We start from the raw sequence: 23552 nt of genomic DNA, 5'->3' as shown, positions 1-23552 counted from the left end.
CGGACACATTCGAAGATGATCCAGGGCGCTTAAAGCAGGTCAAGACGCGACATCTACCCCCACACTCCGTCGAGAACCGGCCAACTCACTCAACGGCCGGGGCGAGCAGCGGCGTCCGAGACGTACATCTTCGCGATGACGGACTCGATGTCCGGCTCACGCACCGACAGATCGACCAGGGGATAGTCCGCCGCGATGCGCGCCACCAGCGGCGCCGCCGACACGGCGGCCGGGAAGGCCAGCCACTGCCGGGGCCCCTCCACCTTCACCACCCGCACCGAGGGCTCCGACGCCAGCTCGATCGGCGGGAGTTCGCGCTCCAGGTCCACGACCAGCGTCCGCTCGCTCTCCCCGACCTCGTGCAGCCCGGCGAGCGCACCGTCGTACACCAGGCGGCCGTGGTCGATCACCATCACCCGCTTGCAGAGCTGCTCGATGTCGGTCAGGTCATGAGTCGTCAGGAGCACGGTCGTGGCGCGCTCCGCATTCAGGTCCCGCAGGAAACCCCGCACCTTGGCCTTGGAGATCACGTCGAGCCCGATCGTCGGCTCGTCCAGGTACAGCACCTCAGGATCGTGCAGCAGCGCCGCCGCGATGTCGCCCCGCATGCGCTGCCCCAACGACAGCTGCCGCACCGGCACCTCCAACAGCTCACCCAGGTCGAGGAGTTCGACGCAGCGGTCCAGGTTCTCCCGGAAGCGACGGTCCGGGATCCGGTACATCCGGTGCATCAGCCGGTACGAGTCACGCAGCGGCAGGTCCCACCAGAGGGTCGTGCGCTGCCCGAACACCACACCGATCCGGTGCGCCAGCTTCGTACGCTCCCTGGACGGGTCGATCCCCGCCACCCGCAGTCGGCCGCCGCTCGGCGTCAGGATGCCCGTCAGCATCTTGATCGTCGTCGACTTGCCCGCCCCGTTCGGGCCGATGTAGCCGACCATCTCCCCGCGCGGCACCCGGAAGCTGATCCCGTCCACCGCGCGCACCTCACGCCGTTCACGGCGCAGGAAACCCGTCCTGCGCCGCACGTCGAAGACCTTCTCGACGCCGTCGAGTTCGATGAAGTCCATGTCGTCCACGTCCACTCCTCAGCTTCCCGTACTGCGGTACGACCGCAGCCCCACCCGCCACACCAGACCCGCGAGCACCCAGCAGCCACCCGCGACCAACGGCGGCAGGAAAGCCACCCACCGGGGCAGGTCCAGTGGGTAGTCCCGGCCCAGCACGTACAGCGCGGGCAGCCAGCTCACGAACGCGAGCGGCACGATGAACGTCACCCCGCGCACCAGGTCCCGCGCGAACACCGACGGCGGATACTGCAGCAGCGTCGTCCCCCCGTACGTGAACGCGTTCTGCACCTCCGAGGCGTCCTGCGCGTAGAACTGGAACGCGGCACCCGCCACGAACACCGCCCCGAAGATCGCCGCCCCGCTGAGCACCATCACCGGCAGCAGGGCCACCTTCAGCGGGGTCCACGCGATGTCCAGCGTCACCAGGGCGTACCCCAGCACCAACAGCGCCTGCGAGATCCGGCCCAGCCGGCGCAGCGCGAACTGGTCGGCCGCCACCTGCGCCAGCACCGGAACCGGCCGCACCAGCAGCGTGTCGAGCGTCCCGTCACGCACCCGCTGCCCGAGCCGGCCCACGGAACCCAGCAGGAGATCGCACAGCCCGAACGCCGACGCCGACACCCCGTACAGCAACGCGATCTCCGGCAGCGTGTAGCCGCCCAGCGCGTCCACGTGCGAGAACATCAGCATGATCGTGACGAAGTCGAACCCGGTCATCAGGAAGTTCCCGACCGTCGTCATCACGAACGACGCCCGGTACGCCAGCGTCGAGCGCAGCCACATCGCCACGATCAGCCCGTACGCGCGGACCCCCTCGACCAGCCGGGACCGGTCGGCGAACGCGACCTCCGCGGTCCCCGGCCGCGGCCCGGCCGCCGCCTCCACCCGGACGTCAGCCACCCTGCACCACCACCCTCCTGGTCGCGACGGTCTGCAGCAGGCGCCCGGCCAGCAGCAGCGCGACCGCCCACCCGGCCTGGAAGGCGTACGCCCTCAACAGGCCCCACCCCGTGTACCTGCCGAGGAACACATCCGCCGGGACCTGGAGCAGCGACGACCACGGCAGAGCCCGCGCCACCTCCCCCAGCACACCCGGGAACAGCGTCAGGGGCAGCAGCATCCCGGAGAAGAAGAGCCCCGCCAGCATGGCCATCTGCAGGGCACCGGCCCCGTCCATCAGCCAGAACGCCGACAACGCGACCAGGAAGCGCAGCGCGAAGCTGACCACCACCCCCAGCAGCACCGACACCAGGAAGGCCGGCCACATCCAGGGCGAATCCGGCAACGCCAGGTCGAACGCCAGGGCCCCCAGCACCATCGGCGCGACCCCGCGCCCCAGCAGGTGGAAGGCCGCCCGGCCCAGGTCCCCGGCCAGCCACCACAACTGGAGGTCGGCGGGCCGGTACAGGTCGACCGCGATGTCACCCGTACGGATCCGCTCCGTCAGCTCGCTCTCGAAGCCGGCACCCATCATCGCGCAGGTCATCAAGAGCGCCTGACCCAGCCACACGTACGTCAGGGCCTCCGACTGGTCGTAACCGCCGAGCCGCGGGCGCTCGTCCCACAGGGCCAGATAGGTGTACGCGACGATGAAGCCGAAGACGGTGTTCGTGAACACCCCCGCCAGCGTCGCCGTCCGGTAGGTGGCGTACCGCCGGAACCCGCCGGCCGCCACCACCGCATAGAGCCGCACCGCAGCCCCTCCCCACGTGTCATTCCGCCAGTCAGGACCAAAGCGCACGACGCTAGTCCATGGCGTCCGGCCGCCGCGACCCCATTTCCGTGGAGGGATCCGAGGGTTATCGGTCCGAAAAGTGCACTATGGGATAATCGTCCGCAGTCGAGGAGCCTCCACAGTCATGAGCCACGAGCCACCGCAGAACGGCGGAGACCCTGGTCAGCAGGGCTCCGGGGGCTGGGCCCCCCGGGACACCTCGACCCCGGCCGCAGCCCCCGGCCCGCCGCAGCCCGAAGGCGCACAGGACGGCAGGAGGCGCGCGAAACGCCCCAAGCGACCCAAACGCACGGGCTGGCGCAGAGCCGTACCCACCTGGCGCATGACGCTCGCCGGCTTCCTCTTCCTCGCACTGCTCCTCGTCGGCGGATTCATCGCCGGTTACCAGCTCGTCGAGATCCCCGCCGCCAACGCCAGCGCCACCGCGCAGTCGAACGTCTACCTCTACGAGGACGGGACCGTCATCGCCCGCGACGGCGAGATCAACCGCGAGAACATCCCGCTCCGCAAGATCCCCCGCACCATCCAGCACGCCGTACTCGCCGCGGAGGACCGGGACTTCTACTCCGAGAACGCCATCGACATCAAGGCCACCCTCCGCGCCGGCTGGAACACCGCCACCGGCAAGGGCAGGCAGGGCGGCTCCACGATCACCCAGCAGTACGTCAAGAACTACTACCTGGGCCAGGAACAGACCCTCGTCCGCAAGGCCAAGGAACTCTTCATCTCCATCAAGCTCGACCGCGAACAGAGCAAGGACGAGATCCTCGAGGGCTACCTCAACACCAGCTACTTCGGCCGCAACGCCTACGGCATCCAGGCCGCGGCCCACGCCTACTACGGCAAGGACGTCGACCGCCTCGACGCGGGCGAAGGCGCCTACCTCGCCTCCCTCCTCAACGCCCCCAGCTCCTACGACGTCGTCGCCCACCCGGAGAACAAGTCCGCCGTGCTCGCCCGCTGGGACTACGTCCTCGACGGCATGGTCAAGCAGAAGTGGCTCACCCCCGCCGACCGTGCCGCCATGGCCTTCCCCGTCCCCGGCAAGGCGAAGCCCGCCACCGCCCTCTCCGGCCAGCGCGGTTACGTCGTCCAGGCCGTCAACGACTACCTCGCCGCCAACCGGATCATCGGCGAGGACACCCTCGCCACCGGCGGCTACCGCATCACCACCACGCTGCAGAAGAAGAAGCAGCGCGCTCTCGTCGAAGCCGTCAAGGACAACGTCCTCACCAAGACCAGCAAGGACCGCGAGGCCGACCGCAACGTCCGCGCCGGCGGCGCCTCCATCGACCCCGCCACCGGCCACGTCGTCGCCCTCTACGGCGGCATCGACTACACGAAGCAATACGTCAACAACGCGACCCGACGTGACTACCAGGTCGGATCCACCTTCAAGCCCATCGTCCTCGCAGCCGCCCTCGCCAACGGGTCCACCACCCAGAAGGGCCGCGCGATCACCCCCAACACCCGCTACGACGGCACCAACGAACGCACCGTCAGGAGCGCCACCGGCTCCACCGGCTACTCCCCCGCCAACGAGGACGACGTCGACTACGGCTCCATCACCGTCCGCGAGGCCACCGACAAATCCGTCAACGCCGTCTACGCCCAGATGGCCCAGGACGTCGGACCCGACGAGGTCAAGGACACCGCGATCGCCCTCGGCATCCCCCGGAACACCCCCGACCTCACCGCGTCCCCCTCCATCGCGCTCGGCCCCGCCACCGCCAGCGCCGTCGACATGGCGTCGGCCTACGCCACCCTCGCCGACCACGGTAGGCAGCGCCCGTACACCCTCGTCGCCAAGATCAGCAAGAACGGCAACGCGCTCAGCCTCCCCGCCAGGACCGCCCGACGTGCCGTCAGCCGCGAGGCCGCCGACACCACGACCTCGGTCCTGCGCAGCGTCGTCGACGGCGGCACCGGAACCGCCGCCCAGGGCGCCGGCCGCCCCGCCGCCGGAAAGACGGGCACCGCCGAGGAGGACAAGGCCGCCTGGTTCGCCGGCTACACCCCCGACCTCGCCACCGTCATCGCCGTCATGGGCCAGGATCCCGAGACGGGCGTACAGAAACCGCTGTACGGCGCCCTCGGCCTGGCCCGCATGAACGGCGGCGGCGCACCCGCCCAGACCTGGGCCGCCTACACCCGGGCAGCACTGGAAGGCGCCGAGGTGCGGGACTTCGACCTGGAGGCAGACGAAGGCCCCGAAGAGCCCGACCCGGACGAGAGCGCGGGGGAAGAGGACACGGAAGACACGGAAGACACCGAGGACACGCAGGACACCGAGGACACACAGGACGCCGAGAAGTCCCCCGGCCCCCGCGCATCCCGTGAGGCCCGTGAATCCGGCGAGGCCCGTGAATCCGGCGAAGGGCAGGACGGCACCCGCACCACCACCGAAAGCTCCCGCGCCCCGCGGGGGCCACGCACCGCCACCCCCGCCGGCGGCGCCACCCCCGCCCCCCGCCGGGAAGCGGAAGGACGGGGGCCCGGAGACCACGAGAACGCCGGCAGCGAACCCGGAACCCCCGACGACAGCCGCCCCGGCGAAGACCCGTACCGGCACACCGAAGAGGACCGCGGCAGGCAGCCGGAGGACCACGAACCCGGCGAGCCGGCACCCCTCGCCCCCGGCCGCACCTGAACCGTCAGTGCCCGGACGTCGCCTTCAGCCCCACCACCGCGACGAGCAGCAGACAGACGAAGAAGATCCGGGCCGCCGTCACCGGCTCGTGCAGCACCACCATGCCCAGCACCGCGGCACCCGCCGCACCGATCCCGACCCACACCCCGTACGCCGTGCCGATCGGCAGCGTCTTAGCCGCCTGCGACAACAGCATCATGCTGGCCACGATCCCCACACCGGTGAACACGCTCGGCCACAGCCGCGTGAACCCGTCGGTGTACTTCATCCCGATCGACCAGCCCACCTCGAGCAGACCGGCGACGATCAACAGAACCCAGGCCACGACGGCACCTCCACGACGAACACGCGAACAGAACGGGTGCGTCGTCTTTACGGAAACCCGGTACGGCGCGTCTCGTCGGGGTCCCACCACCGTAGCAAAGGGCAGGCAAAAGGCCTGGTGACAACCGTCACCAGGCCTCACGCACGAACCACCGCGTCCTACAGGTACAGCCCCGTCGAGTCCAGCGAGCCCTCGAACCGGTCAGCGGCCACGGCGTGCAGATCCCGCTCCCGCATCAGCACGTACGCCACACCCCGCACCTCGACCTCGGCACGGTCCTCCGGGTCGTACAGCACCCGGTCACCCGGCTCCACCGTCCGCACGTTCTGGCCCACCGCGACCACCACGGCCCACGCCAGACGCCGGCCCACCGCCGCCGTCGCCGGAATCAGGATGCCGCCGCCGGAACGCCGCTCGCCCTCGGGCGAATCCGACCGGACCAGCACACGGTCGTGCAGCATCCGGATCGGCAGCTTGTCGTCGGTGTTGCTCATGCCGTTGTCGCTCACGCGCAGAAACCTACCTGCCCCGCCCCGCACGACACGCCCCAGGGCCCGCCCGGAAACCGACCTCGGCACTCCGCACGACACGCCGAGACCAGCCCTCAGCGCCCCGCACCACGCGCGACACGGGCCCTCAGCGCTTCCTGCGGCTCGTCGACAGCGTCAGCAGCGCCACCGCGCCGACCACCACCACGGCCGCCGGAATCACCCGCTCCAGCCGCGGCGAACCGTCCTCCGACACGAACTGTGCCCGCACGTCCGAAACCGAACGGTTCACAGCGACGAAAGCGCGCCCGGCCGTCCGGTCCACCGTCGACGCGACCTTGGCCTTCGCGTCACCCATGATCGTCTTCGGGTGCACCCGCACCCCGATCTCGTCCAGCACCAACGCAAGCTGCTGACGCCTGCTGATGATGTCCGCCTCGATCTGCGCAGGGGTCCTCGTATCCGACACTGCGCCGCCTCCGTGGTCGTCGTCGGTAAACCTTCATCGACAGTCTGTCAGCTCGACCGCCCCTACACCCGGCGGCACCCCCTATTACGCTCGGTGCGACACAGCCCGCGTGCCACTCGAGGAGAAACATGAGCGAGCGACTGCAGACAGGCGACACCGCCCCCGCCTTCACCCTTCCGGACGCCGACGGCAAGGAGGTCTCGCTCGCGGACCACAAGGGCCGCAAGGTCATCGTCTACTTCTACCCGGCGGCGCTTACCCCCGGTTGCACCAAGCAGGCCTGCGACTTCACCGACAACCTGGAGCTGCTCACCGGCGCCGGATACGACGTCATCGGCGTGTCGCCCGACAAGCCCGAGAAGCTCGCCAAGTTCCGCGAGAAGGAGAACCTCCAGGTCACCCTGGTCGGCGACCCCTCCAAGGAAACCCTGGAGGCGTACGGCGCGTACGGCGAGAAGAAGCTCTACGGCAAAGTGGTGACGGGCGTCATCCGCTCCACGATCGTCGTCGACGAAGAGGGCAGGGTGGAGAAGGCCCTCTACAACGTCAAAGCGACCGGCCACGTCGCCAAGATCATCAAGGACCTGGGGATCTGACCCCGGTCCGGGGCGCCTGCCCCAGGAGATGTGACCGAGGTCGCACTCGGCCACGAATTCGGTTTGCAACCGCCATGACCGCGCAGAAGCCTTTCCTGGAACACCGTTCGACGAAAGGAACCGGCCATGGCGGCCTCCGACCCCCACCAGGCGGCCGACCCTGATGCGGTCAAGCGGCACCCCACGCTCTTCCGGGCCATCCGGAAGCGCCGGAACCCCCGGCTCCGCCGGACGGACATCACCGTCACCGACGACCAGGCGGTCAAGCGTGCGGTGAAAGCGGCGTCGCTCGGCAACGCCATGGAGTGGTTCGACTTCGGCATCTACTCCTACCTGGCCGTCACCATCGGGCACGTGTTCTTCCCGTCCGGGAACGACACCACCCAGCTCCTCTCGTCGTTCGCCACCTTCGCCGTGGCCTTCCTCGTACGGCCGCTCGGCGGCATGTTCTTCGGCCCCATGGGCGACAAGATCGGCCGCAAGAAGGTCCTCGCCCTCACCATGATCCTCATGGCCGTCGGCACCTTCGCGATCGGCCTCATCCCCTCCCACGGCACGATCGGCGTCTGGGCAGCGGTACTCCTGATCTTCTTCCGGATGCTCCAGGGCTTCTCCACCGGCGGCGAGTACGGCGGCGCGTCGACGTTCATCGCCGAGTACGCCCCCGACAAGCGCCGGGGCTTCTTCGGCAGCTTCCTCGAATTCGGCACACTCGCCGGATACGTCGGCGCCGCCGGCCTGGTCACCCTCCTCTACGCCCTCCTGGACACCGGCCAGATGGAGTCCTGGGGCTGGCGCATCCCGTTCCTCGTCGCCGGACCCCTCGGCCTCGTCGGCCTCTACCTGCGACTGCGCCTGGACGAGACCCCCGCCTTCCAGAAGCTCGAAGGCGGCACCGCCCACGCCACGGATGCCGCCGACCACGTCGAGTCCACCGCCAAGGGCGACCTGGCCAAGATCTTCCGCCAGTACTGGCCGACGCTGATCCTCTGCATCGCCCTGGTCGGCGCGTACAACATCACCGACTACATGCTCCTGTCGTACATGCCGACCTACCTCTCCGACGAGCTCGGTTACAGCGAGACCCACGGGCTGCTCATCCTGCTCGGCGTCATGGTCGTCCTGATGGTGATCATCAGCCGGTTCGGCAAGCTCTCCGACCGCTTCGGCCGCAAGCCCCTGCTGATGACCGGCATGCTGGGATTCCTGTTCCTCTCCCTGCCGGCCTTCCTGCTGATCCGCCAGGGCAGCATCCCCGCGATCATCATCGGCATGCTGATGCTGGGCCTCTCCCTCGTCTGCCTGCTGGGAACGATGTCGGCAGCCCTCCCGGCCCTGTTCCCGACCAACGTCCGCTACGGCTCCCTGTCGGTCGGCTACAACCTCTCGGCCTCGATCTTCGGCGGCACGACACCGCTGGTGATCACGGCCCTGATCAGCTGGAGCGGCACGAACCTCATGCCGGCGTACTACGCGATGGCGGCGGCCCTGGTCGGCGTGATCGCGGTGGCCTGCATGAAGGAGACCGCCAACCAGCCGCTCGCCGGTTCCCCGCCCTCGGTGGAGACCGAGCAGGAGGCGGCCGAACTGGTCCAGGCCCAGAGCCCGGAACCGAAGTTCTGACGCACCGTCCGGAAGGGCCCGTACCGCTTCAGGTGAAGCCGTACGGGCCCGCGTCTTCACCGGGCGCTGCGGGAGATCGGCGCGGGTACCGATGTACCTCGTGCGGGGAACACCGGCGAGTGACCGGGGAGGCGGATCGGGGACGGGAACCCGATCCGCCTCGGCGTACCCGTGCGGGACGCCATCCCGTTAGCATGGTCGATGGCATGCGGCCGTGTCGTAACTGGCAGCCGAGCGGCGTTTAGATCGCCGTGGGAGAAATCCCGTGTGGGTTCGAGTCCCACCGGCCGCACGGAAACCGAGAGGGGCCCCCGACCGTGGGTGGGCCCCTCTCGGTCTGTGGCGAGGCGGGTCTCAGCCCACCAGCTCCCGCACCACCGGCACCAGCGCCCGGAACGCCTTCCCCCGGTGGCTGATCGCGTTCTTCTCCGCCGGGGTGAGCTCGGCGCACGTGCGGGTCTCGTCGTCCGGCTGGAGGATCGGGTCGTAGCCGAAGCCGTGCGTGCCGGCCGGGGTGTGGCGCAGGGTGCCGTTGAGGCGGCCCTCGACCACGCGTTCCGTGCCGTCGGGCAGGGCCAGGGCGGCGGCGCAGGCGAAATAGGCGCCGCGGTGGGGGGCGTCGATGTCGCCGAGCTGGGCGAGGAGCAGGTCCAGGTTGGCCCGGTCGTCGCCGTGGGTGCCGGACCAGCGGGCGGAGAAGATCCCGGGGGCGCCGCCGAGCACGTCGACGCACAGTCCGGAGTCGTCCGCGATGGCCGGGTGGCCGGTGGCCCGGGCCAGGGCGTGTGCCTTGAGGAGTGCGTTCTCGGCGAAGGTGACGCCGGTTTCCTTGACGTCGGGGATGTCCGGGTACGCATCCGCGCCGACGAGGTCGTGGGTCAGGCCCGCGTCGGCGAGGATCGCGTGGAGTTCGGTGATTTTCCCGGCGTTGCGGGTGGCGAGGATCAGGCGCGTCATGCCTCGATTATCGCCGCCTGTCGACGGGGTGCGGCCCTCCCTGCGACGGGGTGGGGGCGTCTCCGGTCAGGGGGTGCAGACCTTGCCGATCTCGGCGGCCGCGTCCGTGACGGGGGTGATGTCGGGGGTGGCGTCGCCCTTGTCGAGGGAGTCGCGGACGTTGGTCACGCCGGCCTGGAGGTCGTCGACCGCCTTGCTGAGATCGGCGTTGTCAGTGGTGTCGCCGAGGTCCTTGAGGTCCTTGTCGATCTGGTCCAGGGCTTCCGATGCCTGCGTGGGGTCGTTGGAAGCGTTGGATATCGCCTGCTGGAGACTGTTGACGCTGGTGGCGATGGCGTCGGCGGTGCGTACGCAGTCGAGGGCCTTGTCGACGGCGCCGCAGCCTGCCGCGGCGGTGAGCGTCAGCAGGGTGGCCGTGACGGCGAGTGCGGTGCGGTGGTGGCGGCGCGAGGCCATGGTGCGGTCCCTCCCCGGAGCGGATACGTGGACGGACGCACGGTTCGACCCGTGCGCCCGTGCTCGTTACGACGCTGTGCGCTGCGCTTTTGGTTGCTTCTTTACTCGCCGAGTGTGCGGGCGAGGGCTTCTTCCTGGAGCTTGGCCAGGTCGACGCAGCCCGCGGTGGCGAGGTCCAGGAGGGCGTCGAGTTCGCTGCGGTCGAAGGGCTGGGCCTCGGCGGTGCCCTGCACCTCGACGAAGCGGCCGTCGCCGGTGCAGACGACGTTCATGTCGGTCTCGGCGCGGACGTCTTCCTCGTAGCAGAGGTCGAGGAGGGGGGTGCCGTCGACGATGCCGACGCTGATGGCGGCGACGGTGCCGGTGAGGGGCTTGCGGCCGTGCTTGATGATCTTCTTGCCCTGGGCCCAGGCGATGGCGTCGGCGAGGGCGACGTAGGCACCGGTGATGGCGGCCGTGCGGGTGCCGCCGTCGGCCTGGAGGACGTCGCAGTCGAGGACGATGGTGTTCTCGCCGAGGGCCTTGTAGTCGATCACCGCGCGCAGGGAGCGGCCGATGAGGCGGCTGATCTCGTGGGTGCGGCCGCCGATCTTGCCGCGCACGGATTCACGGTCGCCGCGGGTGTTGGTGGAGCGGGGAAGCATGGAGTACTCGGCGGTGACCCAGCCTTCGCCGCTGCCTTTGCGCCAGCGGGGGACGCCTTCGGTGACGGAGGCCGTACAGAAGACCTTGGTGTCGCCGAAGGAGACGAGTACGGAGCCTTCGGCGTGCTTGCTCCATCCGCGTTCGATGGTGACGGGGCGGAGCTGTTCGGGGGTGCGGCCGTCGATGCGAGACATGGCGTCGAGCCTATCGGCTGCGGGCGCGGGGTCTGTTCGGGTGCACGGCAGGCCCTGCTCCCGGCCGGTCGGGGGCGGAGCGGGGCCTGCGCGTGGGTTCGGGTGGGCCGGTGGTGTCAGCCGGTCACATCATGTCTTCGATGTCGGCGGCGATGGGGTCGGCGTCGGTGCCGATGACGACCTGGATCGCGGTGCCCATCTTGACGACGCCATGGGCTCCGGCGGCCTTGAGCGCGGCTTCGTCGACCTTGCTGGGGTCGTGGACCTCGGTGCGGAGGCGGGTGATGCAGCCTTCGATCTCGTCGATGTTCTCGATACCGCCGAGCCCGGCGACGATCTTCTCAGCCTTGCTGGCCATGTCCTTCTCCCTGGTCTGTGCGTGCGTGGGGCGGCCCACCGTGGGTCCGTTTCGTCACGGTAACGCACGGTTGGCCCAACTTCACGGGCGGGTAACCGGACGGTCCCCAATGATGACGATCACCGACACCCTGCCTTCCGGCAGGGCTCCGCACCGTATCGCAACTGGTCTACACCAGTTTCCAACGACCGCCAAACCAGGCTTGTTCCGGGAGGAAGCCGATGAGTTCGAGCGCGGCGGCAGTACCGCAGCGGCAGTGGTGGAACGGGCCGGTCCAGGGTTTGCAGAAGGTGGGCCGCAGCCTGCAGCTGCCGGTGGCCGTCCTGCCCGCCGCCGGCCTCCTGGTCAGCCTCGGCAACCTCTTCGGCTCCTCGCTGCACGGCGCCTTCTGGGACAAGTTCGCCAAGGTCCTCCTCAACGGCGGCGGGGCGATCCTCAACGGCGACCTGGGCCTGCCCCTGCTGTTCTGCATCGGTGTGGCCATCGGTTTCGCGAAGAAGGCGGACGGCTCGACCGCACTCGCGGCGGTCGTCGGATTCCTCGTCTACCGGGGCGTGCTGACGGCGTTCCCGGTCGACGGGACGGTGACCGAGGCGCTGCCCGCCGGGACGCCGCAGAACCCGGGGGTCCTCGGCGGCATCATCATCGGCCTGCTGACCGCGGTCGTCTGGCAGCGCTACCACCGCACCAAGCTGGTCGACTGGCTGGGCTTCTTCAACGGCCGCCGCCTCGTACCGATCCTGATGGCGTTCCTCTGTGTGATCCTGGGCACGCTGTTCGGCCTCCTCTGGCAGCCGGTCGGTGACGCGCTGACCTGGTTCGCCAAGCAACTGATCGATCTGGGCGCCTGGGGCGCGGCGATCTTCGGGTTCGCGAACCGGCTGCTGATCCCGATCGGCATGCACCAGTTCCTGAACACGTTCTTCTGGTTCCAGGCGGGTGAGTTCACCGGCGCGGACGGGGCGACCGTCCAGGGCGACATCTCCCGGTTCTTCGCCGGGGACCCATCGGCGGGCCAGTTCACCTCGGGCTTCTTCCCGATCTTCATGTTCGGCCTTCCCGCCGCCGCCCTCGCCATCGCGCACACCGCGCGGCCGGAGCGGCGCAAGGAGGTGTCCGGGCTCATGCTCTCCGTGGCACTGACGTCGTTCGTGACGGGCGTGACGGAGCCGATCGAGTTCTCGTTCCTGTTCGTCGCTCCGCTGCTGTACGGGGTGCACGCCATCCTGACCGGCGTCTCGATGGGCGTCACGTGGGCGTTCGGTGTGCACGCGGGCTTCAGTTTCTCGGCGGGACTGATCGACTACGTCGTCAACTGGCACCTGGACACCAAACCGTGGCTGATCGTCCCGATCGGGCTGTGCTTCGCGGTGATCTACTATGTGATCTTCCGGTTCGCGATCACCAAGTTCAATCTCCAGACCCCCGGGCGGGAGCCCGCGGAGGAGGAGAGGAAGACGGAGGACGACCTCACCAGGTAGAGGCCCCTCCCCTTCCGCAAGGCCCTCGGACCCACCGGTCCGAGGGCCTTCGCCGTGTCACCCAGGGTGGCGTCGGGGCTACGGATTTGCAGGTTCCTTATCTCACCCTCACCGTGCTAAAACTGGTCTACACCACTGAGTGGTCCAGACCACGCGGCTGTCTCTCCGCCGCGTTCCTCAAGTCGTCGCCTCCCCGGTAACCCGTCCCCGGCGACGCCTTGCCTTACCGGAGGAAGTTCATGAGTACGGATACCGCTGCCGCCCCGGCGGCTCCCGCGAAGAAGCGGGGTGCCGGCGTGTTCCAGGGCCTGCAGAAGATCGGGCGCAGCCTCCAGCTGCCGATCGCCGTCCTGCCTGCGGCGGGCATCCTGCTCCGCCTCGGCCAGCCCGATGTCTTCGGGGAGGAGGGCCTCGGCTGGGGGAAGGTCGCCACGGTCTTCGCTACCGCCGGTGACGCGGTCTTCGCGAACCTGCCGCTGCTGTTCTGCGTCGGCATAGCCATCGGCTTCGCCAAGAAGGCCGACGGTTCCACCGCGCTCGCCGCTCTGGTCGGCTTCCTGGTCTACAAGAACGTGCTGACCGCGTTCCCGACCTCCGACGCCGTCGTGAACACCACAGCCAACAAGGGTGTCGACGTCGCCGCGACGTACAACGACCCCAAGGTCTTCGGCGGCATCATCATGGGCCTCCTGGCCGCCGTCATCTGGCAGCGCTACCACCGCACCAAGCTGGTGGACTGGCTCGGCTTCTTCAACGGCCGCCGCCTCGTCCCGATCATCATGGCCTTCGTCGGCACCATCATGGGTGTTCTCTTCGGTCTGCTCTGGGAGCCGATCGGTGACCTCATCACCAACTTCGGTGAGTGGATGACGGGTCTGGGCGCCGTCGGTGCCGGCATCTTCGGTGTCGTCAACCGTGCGCTTCTGCCGGTCGGCATGCACCAGTTCGTGAACACGGTGGCCTGGCAGGAGATCGGTTCCTTCAAGGACTCCGCCGGCGGCACGTGGCACGGCGACCTTCCGCGCTTCTTCCACGGTGACCCCACGGCCGGTCAGTTCATGTCCGGCTTCTTCCCGATCATGATGTTCGCGCTGCCCGCCGCCGCTCTGGCGATCACGCACACGGCCCGGCCCGAACGCCGCAAGGCCGTGGGCGGCATGATGATGTCCCTGGCGCTGACCTCGTTCGTCACCGGCATCACGGAGCCGATCGAGTTCGCGTTCATGTTCATCGCGCCGCTGCTGTACGTCATCCACGCGGTGCTGACCGCCGTGTCGATGGCCGTCACGTGGGGCCTGGGCGTGCACCACGGCTTCAGCTTCTCCGCCGGCGCGATCGACTACTTCCTGAACTGGAACCTGGCGACGAAGCCGTGGATGATCATCCCCATCGGCCTGGTCTTCGCCGTGATCTACTACGTGGTCTTCCGCTTCGCCATCACGAAGTTCAACCTCACCACCCCGGGCCGTGAGCCCGAGGAAGAGGTCGAGGACCTCACCAAGGCGTAAGCCCTGGCGGACGCATCGAGAAGCCCCCACCTCCCGCGACGGGAGGTGGGGGCTTCGTCGTGCGTGGGGCCGGCGTCTCAGACCTCGTACACCGCTCCGGGTACCGCCAGCTCCACCGGGCCGTCGTAGACCTCGCGGGCGTCGGAGAGGTTGCGTGCGGCGTCCGTCCACGGCGGGATGTGGGTGAGGACGAGGCGGCCCGCTCCGGCGCGCGCGGCGTACTCGCCCGCTTCCCGGCCGTTGAGGTGGAGGTCCGGGATGTCCTCCTTGCCATGGACGAACGATGCTTCGCAGAGGAACAGGTCGGCTCCCTCGGCCAGTTCGGCCAGCGCCTCGCAGGTGCCCGTGTCACCCGAGTACGTGAGGGTGCGGCCCTCGTGCTCGATGCGGATGCCGAAGGTCTCGACCGGGTGGCAGACCTTCTCCGTACGGACCGAGAAGGGGCCGATCTCGAACGATCCGGACTTCAGCGTGTGGAAGTCGAAGACCTCGCTCATGGCATGGTCGGACGGGGTGTCGGCGTGAGCCGTGGTCAGGCGCCCTTCGGTTCCCTCGGGTCCGTACACGGGGATCACGGCGGGTCTGCCGCCGTCGAAGCGGTAGTAGCGGACGACGAAGTACGCGCACATGTCGATGCAGTGGTCGGCATGGAGGTGGCTGAGGAAGATGGCGTCGAGGTCATAGAGACCGACATGGCGCTGCAGCTCGCCAAGGGCACCGTTGCCCATGTCGAGGAGCAGCCGGAAGCCGTCGGCCTCTACGAGGTAGCTCGAGCATGCCGATCCCGTGGAGGGGAACGAGCCGGAGCAGCCGACGACGGTGAGCTTCATGGAGCGTGAACCTCCGAGGCGTGGGACGGGGAGGGTTCGTGCGGTCCGTCGAGCCTAAGGCGCGAAACAGGCGGTCGCTCCTCCATGGCCTGCCGTTGTGGGGGAACTCACCTGTGCTGTCACCGGTTCGATGGAAGACCGGGGGTCGTGGGGCGCGGGTACGGTCGGGGGATGAACACGTGGTGGTGGGCGGCACTGGCCGCCGTGGTCCTGCTGGCGCTCGTGGCGTCCGTCTCCGATGCGCGGGGCCGGGGCGGGCGTGGTCCGCGGCGGCCGGGCGGGCGGAGCCGTCCTCCGGGGCGGGCTCCGGAGCGGAAGAGGGGGCGGCCGCACGGTGAGCCGCGGCCCGGGGAGATCTGGTGGGCCGACGTGCCGTACGAGGACGGGCCCGGGTCGAAGGACCGGCCGTGTCTGGTGCTGTCGGTGCGGGGTGGCACGGCGGTCGTCGCCAAGATCACCAGTAAGCATCACGAGGAGCGGCCGGGAGTGATCGCGTTGCCGCGGGGTGCGGTGGGGGACGCGCGTGGGCGGCAGAGTTTCCTGGAGACGGACGAGCTGCGGGACGTGGCGGTGTCGGCGTTCCGCCGCAAGGCCGGTGAGGTGGACCCGGGGCTGTGGGACCGGGTGCGCGGTCTGGGGTGACGCACGGGAGGCGTGGGGCGGGTCGCACTTCCCGCCTCACGCCTCCTGAGGTTCCGGTGGTCCGGGGGCCCGTTCGTGTGCCGGCCGGTGTCACGCCCAGAGCTGGCCGTGCAGCGTCTCGATCGCGGCCTCGGTCGTGGGGGCGGTGTAGACACCGGTGGAGAGGTACTTCCAGCCGCCGTCGGCGACGACGAAGACGATGTCCGCACTCTCCCCCGCCTTGACGGCCTTCCGGCCGACGCCGATCGCGGCGTGGAGCGCGGCGCCGGTGGAGACGCCCGCGAAGATGCCCTCCTGCTGGAGGAGCTCGCGGGTGCGGGTGACGGCGTCGGTGGAGCCGACGGAGAAGCGGGTGGTGAGCACGGACGCGTCGTAGAGCTCGGGGACGAAGCCCTCGTCGAGGTTGCGCAGGCCGTAGACGAGGTCGTCGTAGCGCGGTTCCGCGGCGACGATGCTGACGTCGGGCTTGTTCTCCCGCAGGTAGCGCCCGACGCCCATGAGGGTTCCGGTGGTGCCGAGGCCGGCCACGAAGTGGGTGACGGACGGGAGGTCGGCAAGGATCTCCGGGCCGGTGGTCGCGTAGTGGGCGCCCGCGTTGTCGGGATTCCCGTACTGGTAGAGCATGACCCAGTCGGGGTGTTCGGCGGCGAGCTCCTTGGCCACGCGTACGGCCGTGTTGGAGCCTCCCGCGGCGGGGGACGGGATGATCTCCGCGCCCCACATGGTGAGGAGGTCGCGCCGTTCCTGCGAGGTGTTCTCCGGCATGACGCACACGATGCGGTAGCCCTTGAGCCTGGCCGCCATGGCGAGTGAGATGCCGGTGTTGCCGCTGGTCGGTTCGAGGATGGTGCAGCCGGGTGTCAGCCGGCCGTCCTTCTCGGCCTGTTCGACCATGTGGAGGGCGGGGCGGTCCTTGATCGAGCCGGTGGGGTTGCGGTCCTCGAGCTTGGCCCAGATCCGGACGTCGTCGGACGGGGACAGCCGCGGCAGGCGGACGAGGGGCGTGTTGCCCACCGCCGCGAGCGGGGAGTCGTACCGCATCAGCGCATGCCGCCGGCGACGGCCGGGAGGATGGTGACGTTGTCGCCGTCGGTGAGCTTGGTGGAGATGCCGTCGAGGAAGCGGACGTCCTCGTCGTTGAGGTAGACGTTCACGAAGCGGCGCAGCTGGTCACCGTCGACGATGCGCTCACGGATGCCGGTGTGGCGGCTCTCCAGGTCGGCGAGGAGGTCGGCGATGGTCTCCCCGCTGCCCTCGACCGCCTTGGCGCCGTCGGTGTAGGTGCGGAGGATGGTCGGGATGCGGACCTCGATGGCCATGGCGTGGGCTCCTGTCGGATGCGGGGACGTGGCGTGGGGCGCGCGTGTGACGGCCCCCCGCGCGGGGGTGGTGCGTACGTGGTGGCGCTCGGGCCGCGGCTCAGGCCGGGCGGTTCACGGGCAGCCCGCGGCCGGACACATCGCGCTGCACAGCCTGCACAGGTCGACGTGCAGCCGCGCGACGAGCAGCATGCCCGGCGTCTTGTCGCTCACGTCATGGGGAACCATGGGCTCATCGTATCGATTCCCCACCGGGAATCCGGAGTGTGATCCCACATGGTGGATGGTGAGCGTTCAACAGTCGGACACCGGGGCGGGGGCGGCGCTTCCGGCGCCGCCCCCGGGGTGTCAGGCGGTGGTGGGGTACGCCTCCACGACCTGGACCTCTTCCTCGGTGATCGCGCCGTCGACGATGCGGTACGAGCGGAACTGGAAGGGGCCCGCGCCGTCGGTGTCGGCGGTGGAGACCAGCACGTAGTGGGCGCCGGGCTCGTTGGCGTAGGTGAGGTCGGTGCGCGAGGGGTAGGCCTCGGTCGCGGTGTGGGAGTGGTAGATGATCACCGGCTCCTCGTCGCGGTCGTCCATCTCGCGGTAGAGCTTCAGCAGGTCCCCGGAGTCGAACTCGTAGAACGTGGGCGAGCGCGCGGCGTTGAGCATGGGGACGAAGCGTTCGGCGCGGCCCGTCCCGGCCGGGCCCGCGACCACTCCGCACGCCTCGTCGGGGTGGTCGGCGCGGGCGTGCGCGACGATCTGGTCGTGGAGCGCCTGGGTGAGGGTCAGCATGGCGCCAGGATAAGCAGACGGGCCCGCGCGTACCGAGGAGTGGTACGCGGGGGCCCGTATGCCGGACGTGGCCGTTGGGGCGGCGGTGTCCCGGGGCTGCCGTCGCGCCGGTCAGCGCTTGGCGAAGGCCTTGTTGTCGGGGTTGCGGGCCTTGAGCACCAGGTAGGAGACGCCCAGGATGAGGCCCCACAGCGGTGCGCAGTACAGCGAGATCCTGGCGTCCTTGTCGACGGCCATCATGATGATCACGAGGCCGATGAACGCGAGGGCGAACCAGCTGGTGATGGGCGCGCCCGGTGCCTTGAAGGTGGACTGCGGGAGCTCACCGCGGTCGGCCTTGGCGCGGTAGCGGATCTGGCAGACCAGGATCATGATCCAGGCCCACATGCCGGAGATGGTCGCGAAGGAGACGACGTAGGTGAACGCGTCGCCGGGCCACTGGTAGTTGATCCAGACGCCGACGAGCATGAGTGCGGCGGAGGCGGTGGTGCCGATCAGCGGGAGGCCGTTCTTCGTCAGCTTGGTGAAGGCCTTCGGGCCCTGGCCGTTGAGGGCGAGGTCGCGCAGCATGCGGCCGGTGGAGTACATGCCGGAGTTGCAGGAGGAGAGCGCGGCGGTGAGCACCACGAAGTTGACGATCGCGGCCCCGACGCCGAGGCCCATCTCCTGGAACGCGGCGACGAACGGGGAGACGCCCGGCTTGAAGGTGCTCCACGGGACCACGGACAGGATCATGATCAGCGCGCCGACGTAGAAGACGGCGATGCGCCACGGCACGGTGTTGATGGCCTTCGGCAGGACCGTCTTCGGGTCCTTGGACTCGCCCGCGGTGACGCCGACGAGTTCGACGGCGAGGAAGGCGAACATGACGATCTGGAGGGTCATCAGCGTGCCGCTGATGCCTTCGGGGAAGAAGCCGCCGTCGTTCCACAGGTTGGCGACGGTCGCCGTGTCACCGGCGTCGGAGAAGCCGATCGTGAGCACGCCGGCACAGATGAGGATCATGCCGAGGATCGCGGTGACCTTGACCATCGAGAACCAGAACTCGAGCTCGCCGAAGAGCTTCACCGAGATCAGGTTGGCGCCGTACAGAATGAAGGTGAACACGAGTGCCGACAGCCATTGCGGGATATCCCACCAGTACGTCATATAGGTGGCCGCGGCGGTGACTTCGGTGATACCGGTGACGACCCAGAACAGCCAGTACGTCCATCCGGTCACGAATCCGAAGAAGGGGCCGAGGAATTCGCGTGCGTACTCCGAGAAGGAGCCGGACACCGGGCGGTACATGAGGAGTTCGCCCAGGGCGCGCATGATGAAGAAGATGACCAGGCCCGCGATGGCGTACGCCAGGATGAGGCTGGGGCCGGCCCTGTCGATGGCCTTGCCCGCGCCGAGGAAGAGTCCCGTGCCGATGGCTCCGCCGATGGCGATCATCTGGATCTGGCGGGCTCCGAGGCCACGCTGGTAGCCCTCGCCCGCCGGGGCGTCGACGGCCTTCGGGCCGTCCGCCTGTCCGTTGTCGACCTGCGCCGATGTCATGGTGGTGCGCCTTTCTCCACGCCGATCCGCGCCGTCGTCGGCGTCGGATCAGGTCCTGATCCCCCCGGATATGGATGGAGTGCCGCCGGCGTTCGGCCGGCTTGTAGCGCCCCCGGGAACAGGGGTGGCGTCCCCGGGCGGTCGTGAAGATTTATCACGGTCGCCCGGCGGGGCCGACGGACATTATGTGGCGCACACCACAGGAAAAAGCGGACAAGCGTTTCCAGGCACTGCAAAGAACGCCATTCAGGTGACGGGATCGTTATTCGGATTTGAGCATCCGTTGAGCGAACCCGCAGGGCCTCAGTCGTGCATCAGGGTTTCGACGAGTGTTTCCTGGAGCGCACCGAGCCAGAGATAGGCCATCACCATCGGCTTGCGCGGGTCTTCGTCGGGCAGCCGGTAGAGCGATCCGTCCTGGCCCTCGTCCTCGTCCGAGACCTCCAGCCGGGTGCCGATGGTGAGCCGGAGGTCGTTGAGCGAGCCGAGCCAGTGGTGGCACTCGTCACCGGTGAGGGTGAGTACGGCACCGCTGTCGGCCACGGGCGCGAGCGCGTCCAGCGACCGCACGACGGCGAGGGCGTCCTCGCGCTTGCGGGTGCGCAGGTCGTTCTCGGTGAAGCGGCGGAACTCGGCGGACGCCTCGCGCAGCTCCTTGTCCGCGTCGCCGTAGGCCTCCGGGAAGAGCCGGGCGAGGGCCGGGTCCGAGGGCGGTTCACTGGGTCCCTCGGCGAAGAGGGCGGCGAGAGGGTCCTCGCCCTCGGCGGGCTCGTCGCCCGGGCCGATCAGTTCGAGCAGTTGCACGGCGAGGGAGCGCAGGATGGCGACCTCGACCTCGTCGAGCGCGACGGACGCGCCGCCGCCTGGGTTGGCCTCGAAGTGGCCGGCCATGAGTTCTCCGATGAGTGGGTCGGGCGGAGGGGGAAGGGGGCGACGGGTCAGTTCCGGTCCTGGGTCAGGGTGGCCCAGAGCCCATAGCCGTGCATGGCCTGTACGTCGCGTTCCATCTCTTCGCGGCTTCCGCTGGAGACGACCGCGCGGCCCTTCTGGTGGACGTCGAGCATCAGCTTGTGCGCCTTGTCCTTCGAGTAGCCGAAGTAGGCCTGGAAGACGTAGGTCACGTAGCTCATGAGGTTCACCGGGTCGTTGTGCACCAGCGTCACCCAGGGGACGTCGGGCTCGGGGACGGCGAAGGTCTCCTCGGCCGATTCGGGACGTTCGATCTCTACGGGGGCAGCAACGCTCACCTACCCCATGCTGCCACCAGGGAGGGGCAGGCGCACAAACGGCGCCCCCATCTCGTCACTTTGACGAATAGGGAGTAGCATCCCCGGCATGAACTCAGCGGACCTTGGGCGACGGGTCGGTGTGCCGTCGACCGCGCTCTTCACCGACCAGTACGAGCTCACCATGGTGCAGGCCGCACTGAAGGCGGGCACCGCGGACCGGCGCTCCGTCTTCGAGGCCTTCACCCGGCGCCTCCCCGAGGGCCGCCGCTACGGCGTGGTGGCGGGAACCGGACGCGTACTGGACGCGGTGGAGAACTTCCACTTCGACGAGGAGATGCTCGCCTTCCTGCGCGACCAGAAGATCGTGGACGCGGCCACCGTCGACTGGCTGGCCGACTACCGCTTCAGCGGCGACATCTGGGGCTACCCGGAGGGCGAGGTGTACTTCCCGGGCTCGCCGCTCCTGCGGGTCGAGGGCTCCTTCGCCGAGTGCGTGCTGCTGGAGACCGTGATCCTGTCGATCCTGAACCACGACTCGGCGATCGCGGCGGCCGCGTCCCGGATGTCGGCCGCGGCGAGCGGCCGGCGGCTCATCGAGATGGGCGCCCGGCGCACGCACGAGCTGTCGGCGGTGGCGGCGGCCCGCGCCGCGTACGTCGGCGGCTTCCACACCACCTCGGACCTCGCGACGGGCTTCCGCTACAACATTCCGACCGTCGGGACGAGCGCGCACGCCTTCACCCTGCTGCACGACAGTGAGCGCGACGCCTTCCAGGCACAGGTGGACTCACTGGGCCGGGGCACCTCGCTGCTGGTGGACACCTACGACGTGGCCGAGGCCGTGCGCACGGCGGTGGAGGTCGCGGGGCCGGAGCTCGGCGCCGTGCGCATCGACTCGGGCGACCTGCTGCTCGTCGCTCACCGCGTCCGGCAGCAGCTCGACGAGCTGGGGGCCACGGAGACGAAGATCGTGGTGACCTCCGACCTGGACGAGTACGCCATCGCCTCACTGGCCGCCGCGCCGGTCGACGCCTACGGCGTGGGGACGCAGCTGGTCACCGGCAGCGGCCACCCCACGTGCTCCATGGTCTACAAGCTGGTGGCGCGTGCGCGGTCGGCCGATCAGGCGGACCCTGTGCTGCCGGTGGCGAAGAAGTCGATGGGCGCGAAGTCGTCGAGAGGCGGCCGCAAGTGGGCGGCACGCCGGCTGGACGAGTACGGCGTCGCCGAGGCCGAGGTGATCGGCACGGGTGAGGTGCCGGACGAGCTCGCGGACAGGCAGCTCCTGGTGGAGCTCGTCAGGGGTGGCGAGGTGGTCGCCCGGGAGCCACTGGAGGCGGCACGGGAGCGGCACATCACGGCACGCGCGGGACTGCCGATGTCGGCGATGCAGCTGTCGCGCGGGGAGCCCGTACTGCCCACGGAGTACGTCTGAGGCGGCGGGGTACGAGAGTGACCCACGGGGCGGGCGTGAGGCCTGCCCGGGCCGCCGGAGGGGCCCGAGGGGATCGGGCCGCCGGAGCCGGTCCCGCCGGGCGGGGCGCGCCGGGGAGGGAGAGCCGACGTGTGCGCCCCCTCCCGCAGGGTGCGCCGAGTCTCTAGGCTCGATGTCATCCCCACCGTCCCAGTCCACAGCAACCGCCGGACCCCCACCGAAGGACAACCGTCATGCATCGCGCCTTGATCGTCGTTGACGTTCAGAACGACTTCTGCGAGGGCGGCAGCCTCGCGGTGGCGGGCGGCGCCGATGTCGCCGCCGCCATCACCGACCTGATCGGCGAAGCCCAGCCCGGGTACAGCCATGTGGTGGCCACCCGTGATCACCACATCGATCCGGGCGACCACTTCTCCGCGTCCCCGGACTTCGAGCGCTCCTGGCCGCCGCACTGCGTCGCCGGCACGGAGGGCGTGGGCTTCCACCCGAACTTCGCCCCGGCCGTCGCCTCCGGCGCGATCGACACCGTGTTCGACAAGGGTGCCCACGCAGCCGCCTACAGCGGCTTCGAGGGCGTCGACGAGAACGGCACCGGGCTCGCCCAGTGGCTGCGGGACCGGTCGGTGACGGCCGTCGACATCGTCGGCATCGCCACGGACCACTGCGTGCGCGCCACGGCCCTGGACGCCGCCCGGGAGGGCTTCGCCACGCACGTCCTGCTGGACCTGACCGCCGGTGTCGCCGAGGCGACGACGGAGCGGGCCCTGGGCGAGATGCGTACCGCGGGCGTGGAGCTGTCGGGCAAGCCGGTCGTCTGACCTGCCCGGACGGCCGGGGCGCCGGCCCCGCCGTCCCGGGTGGGGCCCGCGCTCAGGCGGCCGGGCGGGCCGGCCCCGCGTATCCGGAGGAGCCCAGGAGCGCCCGTATGGGGTGCCAGAGCTCCTGCCCGGCCTGCGGCGCGGTCCGCCACAGCAACCCGTCCGGGTGGTGCAGGACCGCCGTTATCTCGTCCGGGGTGGGCGGGTGGGAGTTGCCCCGGAGGTAGACGGCGCGCAGTCCGAGGTTGCGCAGCCTGGTCAGGGCGCGCGCCCGGTTCGCCGCGTGGACGAGGACCCGCACGGGTCCTCCCGGTCCGGCTCCGTCCGCCGGTCTGTTCAGCGCCAGTGCCACCACCACCGTGCCGTTGGGCAACCTGCAGAAACCTCCGCCTGCCATGC

General features: G+C 69.5%; 27 protein-coding genes, 1 tRNA gene and 1 riboswitch. Of the genes, 9 read left to right on the top strand and 19 right to left on the bottom strand.

Annotated elements, in window-relative coordinates; genetic code table 11:
- Window positions 1–89: 89 nt before the first annotated feature.
- The 3 genes from OG206_RS20545 to OG206_RS20535 are packed head-to-tail and all read right to left on the bottom strand — an operon-like array spanning window position 90 to window position 2763.
- Window positions 90–1070: an ABC transporter ATP-binding protein gene (locus OG206_RS20545; RefSeq protein ID WP_327122343.1), complete on the bottom strand. Its 981-nt coding sequence runs from the start codon at window positions 1068–1070 to the stop codon at window positions 90–92.
- A gap of 18 nt (window positions 1071–1088) precedes the next feature.
- A complete protein-coding gene (locus OG206_RS20540) occupies window positions 1089–1955 on the bottom strand; it encodes an ABC transporter permease (RefSeq protein ID WP_442805953.1) in 867 nt (288 codons plus the stop codon).
- 7 nt (window positions 1956–1962) lie between these two features.
- Window positions 1963–2763: an ABC transporter permease gene (locus OG206_RS20535; RefSeq protein ID WP_327118163.1), complete on the bottom strand. Its 801-nt coding sequence runs from the start codon at window positions 2761–2763 to the stop codon at window positions 1963–1965.
- Window positions 2764–2929: 166 nt separating this feature from the next.
- On the opposite strand from OG206_RS20535, the gene OG206_RS20530 reads away from it, so the two are divergent.
- A complete protein-coding gene (locus OG206_RS20530; RefSeq protein WP_327118161.1) occupies window positions 2930–5455 on the top strand; it encodes a transglycosylase domain-containing protein in 2526 nt (841 codons plus the stop codon).
- 4 nt (window positions 5456–5459) lie between these two features.
- Here OG206_RS20530 and OG206_RS20525 read toward each other — a convergent pair whose 3' ends face one another.
- From OG206_RS20525 to OG206_RS20515, 3 genes are all read right to left on the bottom strand, one after another.
- The gene (locus OG206_RS20525; RefSeq protein ID WP_327118159.1) at window positions 5460–5780 is read right to left on the bottom strand and encodes a DMT family transporter; all 321 of its coding nucleotides are present in this window, start codon (window positions 5778–5780) and stop codon (window positions 5460–5462) included.
- Between the two features lie 35 nt (window positions 5781–5815).
- Window positions 5816–5887: riboswitch (guanidine-III (ykkC-III) riboswitch) on the bottom strand.
- 51 nt (window positions 5888–5938) lie between these two features.
- A complete protein-coding gene (locus OG206_RS20520) occupies window positions 5939–6274 on the bottom strand; it encodes a GroES family chaperonin (protein WP_327122342.1) in 336 nt (111 codons plus the stop codon).
- A gap of 142 nt (window positions 6275–6416) precedes the next feature.
- Complete coding sequence (locus OG206_RS20515) at window positions 6417–6737, bottom strand: DUF3618 domain-containing protein (RefSeq protein ID WP_327118157.1); 321 nt, start codon at window positions 6735–6737, stop codon at window positions 6417–6419.
- Between the two features lie 128 nt (window positions 6738–6865).
- Here OG206_RS20515 and bcp point away from each other — a divergent pair, with 128 nt between their 5' ends.
- The 3 genes from bcp (at window position 6866) to OG206_RS20500 (ending at window position 9248) form a co-directional block, all read left to right on the top strand.
- Complete coding sequence (bcp, locus tag OG206_RS20510) at window positions 6866–7333, top strand: thioredoxin-dependent thiol peroxidase (RefSeq protein WP_327118155.1); 468 nt, start codon at window positions 6866–6868, stop codon at window positions 7331–7333.
- Window positions 7334–7459: 126 nt separating this feature from the next.
- Window positions 7460–8956, top strand: coding sequence for a glycine betaine/L-proline transporter ProP (proP, locus tag OG206_RS20505; RefSeq protein ID WP_327118153.1), 1497 nt, complete (start codon window positions 7460–7462; stop codon window positions 8954–8956).
- Between the two features lie 208 nt (window positions 8957–9164).
- A tRNA-Leu gene (locus OG206_RS20500) sits at window positions 9165–9248 on the top strand.
- 62 nt (window positions 9249–9310) lie between these two features.
- Here the strand turns inward: OG206_RS20500 and rdgB are convergent.
- The 4 genes from rdgB to OG206_RS20480 form a co-directional block, all read right to left on the bottom strand.
- Window positions 9311–9913 (bottom strand): RdgB/HAM1 family non-canonical purine NTP pyrophosphatase, encoded by a 603-nt coding sequence (rdgB, locus tag OG206_RS20495; protein WP_327118151.1) that lies wholly within the window; start codon window positions 9911–9913, stop codon window positions 9311–9313.
- Between the two features lie 66 nt (window positions 9914–9979).
- Window positions 9980–10369, bottom strand: a complete 390-nt coding sequence (locus OG206_RS20490; protein ID WP_327118149.1) for a hypothetical protein — start codon at window positions 10367–10369, stop codon at window positions 9980–9982.
- 101 nt (window positions 10370–10470) lie between these two features.
- A complete protein-coding gene (gene rph / locus OG206_RS20485) occupies window positions 10471–11208 on the bottom strand; it encodes a ribonuclease PH (protein ID WP_327118147.1) in 738 nt (245 codons plus the stop codon).
- Between the two features lie 124 nt (window positions 11209–11332).
- Window positions 11333–11605, bottom strand: coding sequence for a glucose PTS transporter subunit EIIB (locus tag OG206_RS20480; protein ID WP_078597797.1), 273 nt, complete (start codon window positions 11603–11605; stop codon window positions 11333–11335).
- Between the two features lie 182 nt (window positions 11606–11787).
- Here OG206_RS20480 and OG206_RS20475 point away from each other — a divergent pair, with 182 nt between their 5' ends.
- The gene (locus OG206_RS20475) at window positions 11788–13047 is read left to right on the top strand and encodes a PTS transporter subunit EIIC (protein WP_327118143.1); all 1260 of its coding nucleotides are present in this window, start codon (window positions 11788–11790) and stop codon (window positions 13045–13047) included.
- A 239-nt stretch (window positions 13048–13286) separates the two neighbouring features.
- Complete coding sequence (locus tag OG206_RS20470; protein ID WP_327118141.1) at window positions 13287–14555, top strand: PTS transporter subunit EIIC; 1269 nt, start codon at window positions 13287–13289, stop codon at window positions 14553–14555.
- A gap of 77 nt (window positions 14556–14632) precedes the next feature.
- Here OG206_RS20470 and OG206_RS20465 read toward each other — a convergent pair whose 3' ends face one another.
- Complete coding sequence (locus OG206_RS20465) at window positions 14633–15385, bottom strand: MBL fold metallo-hydrolase (RefSeq protein ID WP_327118139.1); 753 nt, start codon at window positions 15383–15385, stop codon at window positions 14633–14635.
- A gap of 171 nt (window positions 15386–15556) precedes the next feature.
- Between OG206_RS20465 and OG206_RS20460 the strand changes: the two genes are divergently transcribed.
- Window positions 15557–16027: a type II toxin-antitoxin system PemK/MazF family toxin gene (locus OG206_RS20460; RefSeq protein ID WP_327118137.1), complete on the top strand. Its 471-nt coding sequence runs from the start codon at window positions 15557–15559 to the stop codon at window positions 16025–16027.
- Between the two features lie 90 nt (window positions 16028–16117).
- Here the strand turns inward: OG206_RS20460 and OG206_RS20455 are convergent, their stop codons facing one another.
- The 7 genes from OG206_RS20455 to clpS form a co-directional block, all read right to left on the bottom strand.
- Window positions 16118–17068 carry a PLP-dependent cysteine synthase family protein gene (locus OG206_RS20455; RefSeq protein WP_327118135.1) on the bottom strand — a complete coding sequence of 317 codons (951 nt, stop codon included), beginning with the start codon at window positions 17066–17068 and terminating at the stop codon, window positions 16118–16120.
- Window positions 17068–17346, bottom strand: coding sequence for a MoaD family protein (locus OG206_RS20450; protein ID WP_327118133.1), 279 nt, complete (start codon window positions 17344–17346; stop codon window positions 17068–17070). Before OG206_RS20450 ends, OG206_RS20455 begins: the two co-directional genes overlap by 1 nt.
- A gap of 114 nt (window positions 17347–17460) precedes the next feature.
- Window positions 17461–17574 carry a putative leader peptide gene (locus OG206_RS20445; RefSeq protein ID WP_327118132.1) on the bottom strand — a complete coding sequence of 38 codons (114 nt, stop codon included), beginning with the start codon at window positions 17572–17574 and terminating at the stop codon, window positions 17461–17463.
- A gap of 120 nt (window positions 17575–17694) precedes the next feature.
- Entirely contained in the window at window positions 17695–18129 is a 435-nt protein-coding gene (locus OG206_RS20440; RefSeq protein WP_327118130.1) for a M67 family metallopeptidase, read from the bottom strand.
- A 111-nt stretch (window positions 18130–18240) separates the two neighbouring features.
- Window positions 18241–19671: an amino acid permease gene (locus OG206_RS20435; protein WP_327118128.1), complete on the bottom strand. Its 1431-nt coding sequence runs from the start codon at window positions 19669–19671 to the stop codon at window positions 18241–18243.
- A 303-nt stretch (window positions 19672–19974) separates the two neighbouring features.
- Window positions 19975–20562 (bottom strand): DUF2017 domain-containing protein, encoded by a 588-nt coding sequence (locus OG206_RS20430; RefSeq protein WP_327118126.1) that lies wholly within the window; start codon window positions 20560–20562, stop codon window positions 19975–19977.
- A gap of 47 nt (window positions 20563–20609) precedes the next feature.
- Window positions 20610–20918, bottom strand: a complete 309-nt coding sequence (gene clpS / locus OG206_RS20425) for an ATP-dependent Clp protease adapter ClpS (RefSeq protein ID WP_031100168.1) — start codon at window positions 20916–20918, stop codon at window positions 20610–20612.
- Between the two features lie 88 nt (window positions 20919–21006).
- Between clpS and OG206_RS20420 the strand changes: the two genes are divergently transcribed.
- Both OG206_RS20420 and OG206_RS20415 read left to right on the top strand, forming a co-directional pair.
- Window positions 21007–22335, top strand: a complete 1329-nt coding sequence (locus tag OG206_RS20420; RefSeq protein ID WP_327118122.1) for a nicotinate phosphoribosyltransferase — start codon at window positions 21007–21009, stop codon at window positions 22333–22335.
- A 233-nt stretch (window positions 22336–22568) separates the two neighbouring features.
- A complete protein-coding gene (locus OG206_RS20415; RefSeq protein WP_327118120.1) occupies window positions 22569–23153 on the top strand; it encodes an isochorismatase family protein in 585 nt (194 codons plus the stop codon).
- Between the two features lie 52 nt (window positions 23154–23205).
- On the opposite strand, the gene OG206_RS20410 is transcribed toward OG206_RS20415, so the two are convergent.
- Entirely contained in the window at window positions 23206–23550 is a 345-nt protein-coding gene (locus tag OG206_RS20410) for a hypothetical protein (protein WP_327118118.1), read from the bottom strand.
- Window positions 23551–23552: the final 2 nt, after the last annotated feature.

The organism is Streptomyces sp. NBC_01341, assembly GCF_035946055.1.
Classification (GTDB): Bacteria; Actinomycetota; Actinomycetes; order Streptomycetales; family Streptomycetaceae; genus Streptomyces.
The sequence above is the reverse complement of the archived record's forward strand: the minus strand, read 5'-3'. Positions and strand labels throughout refer to the sequence as shown.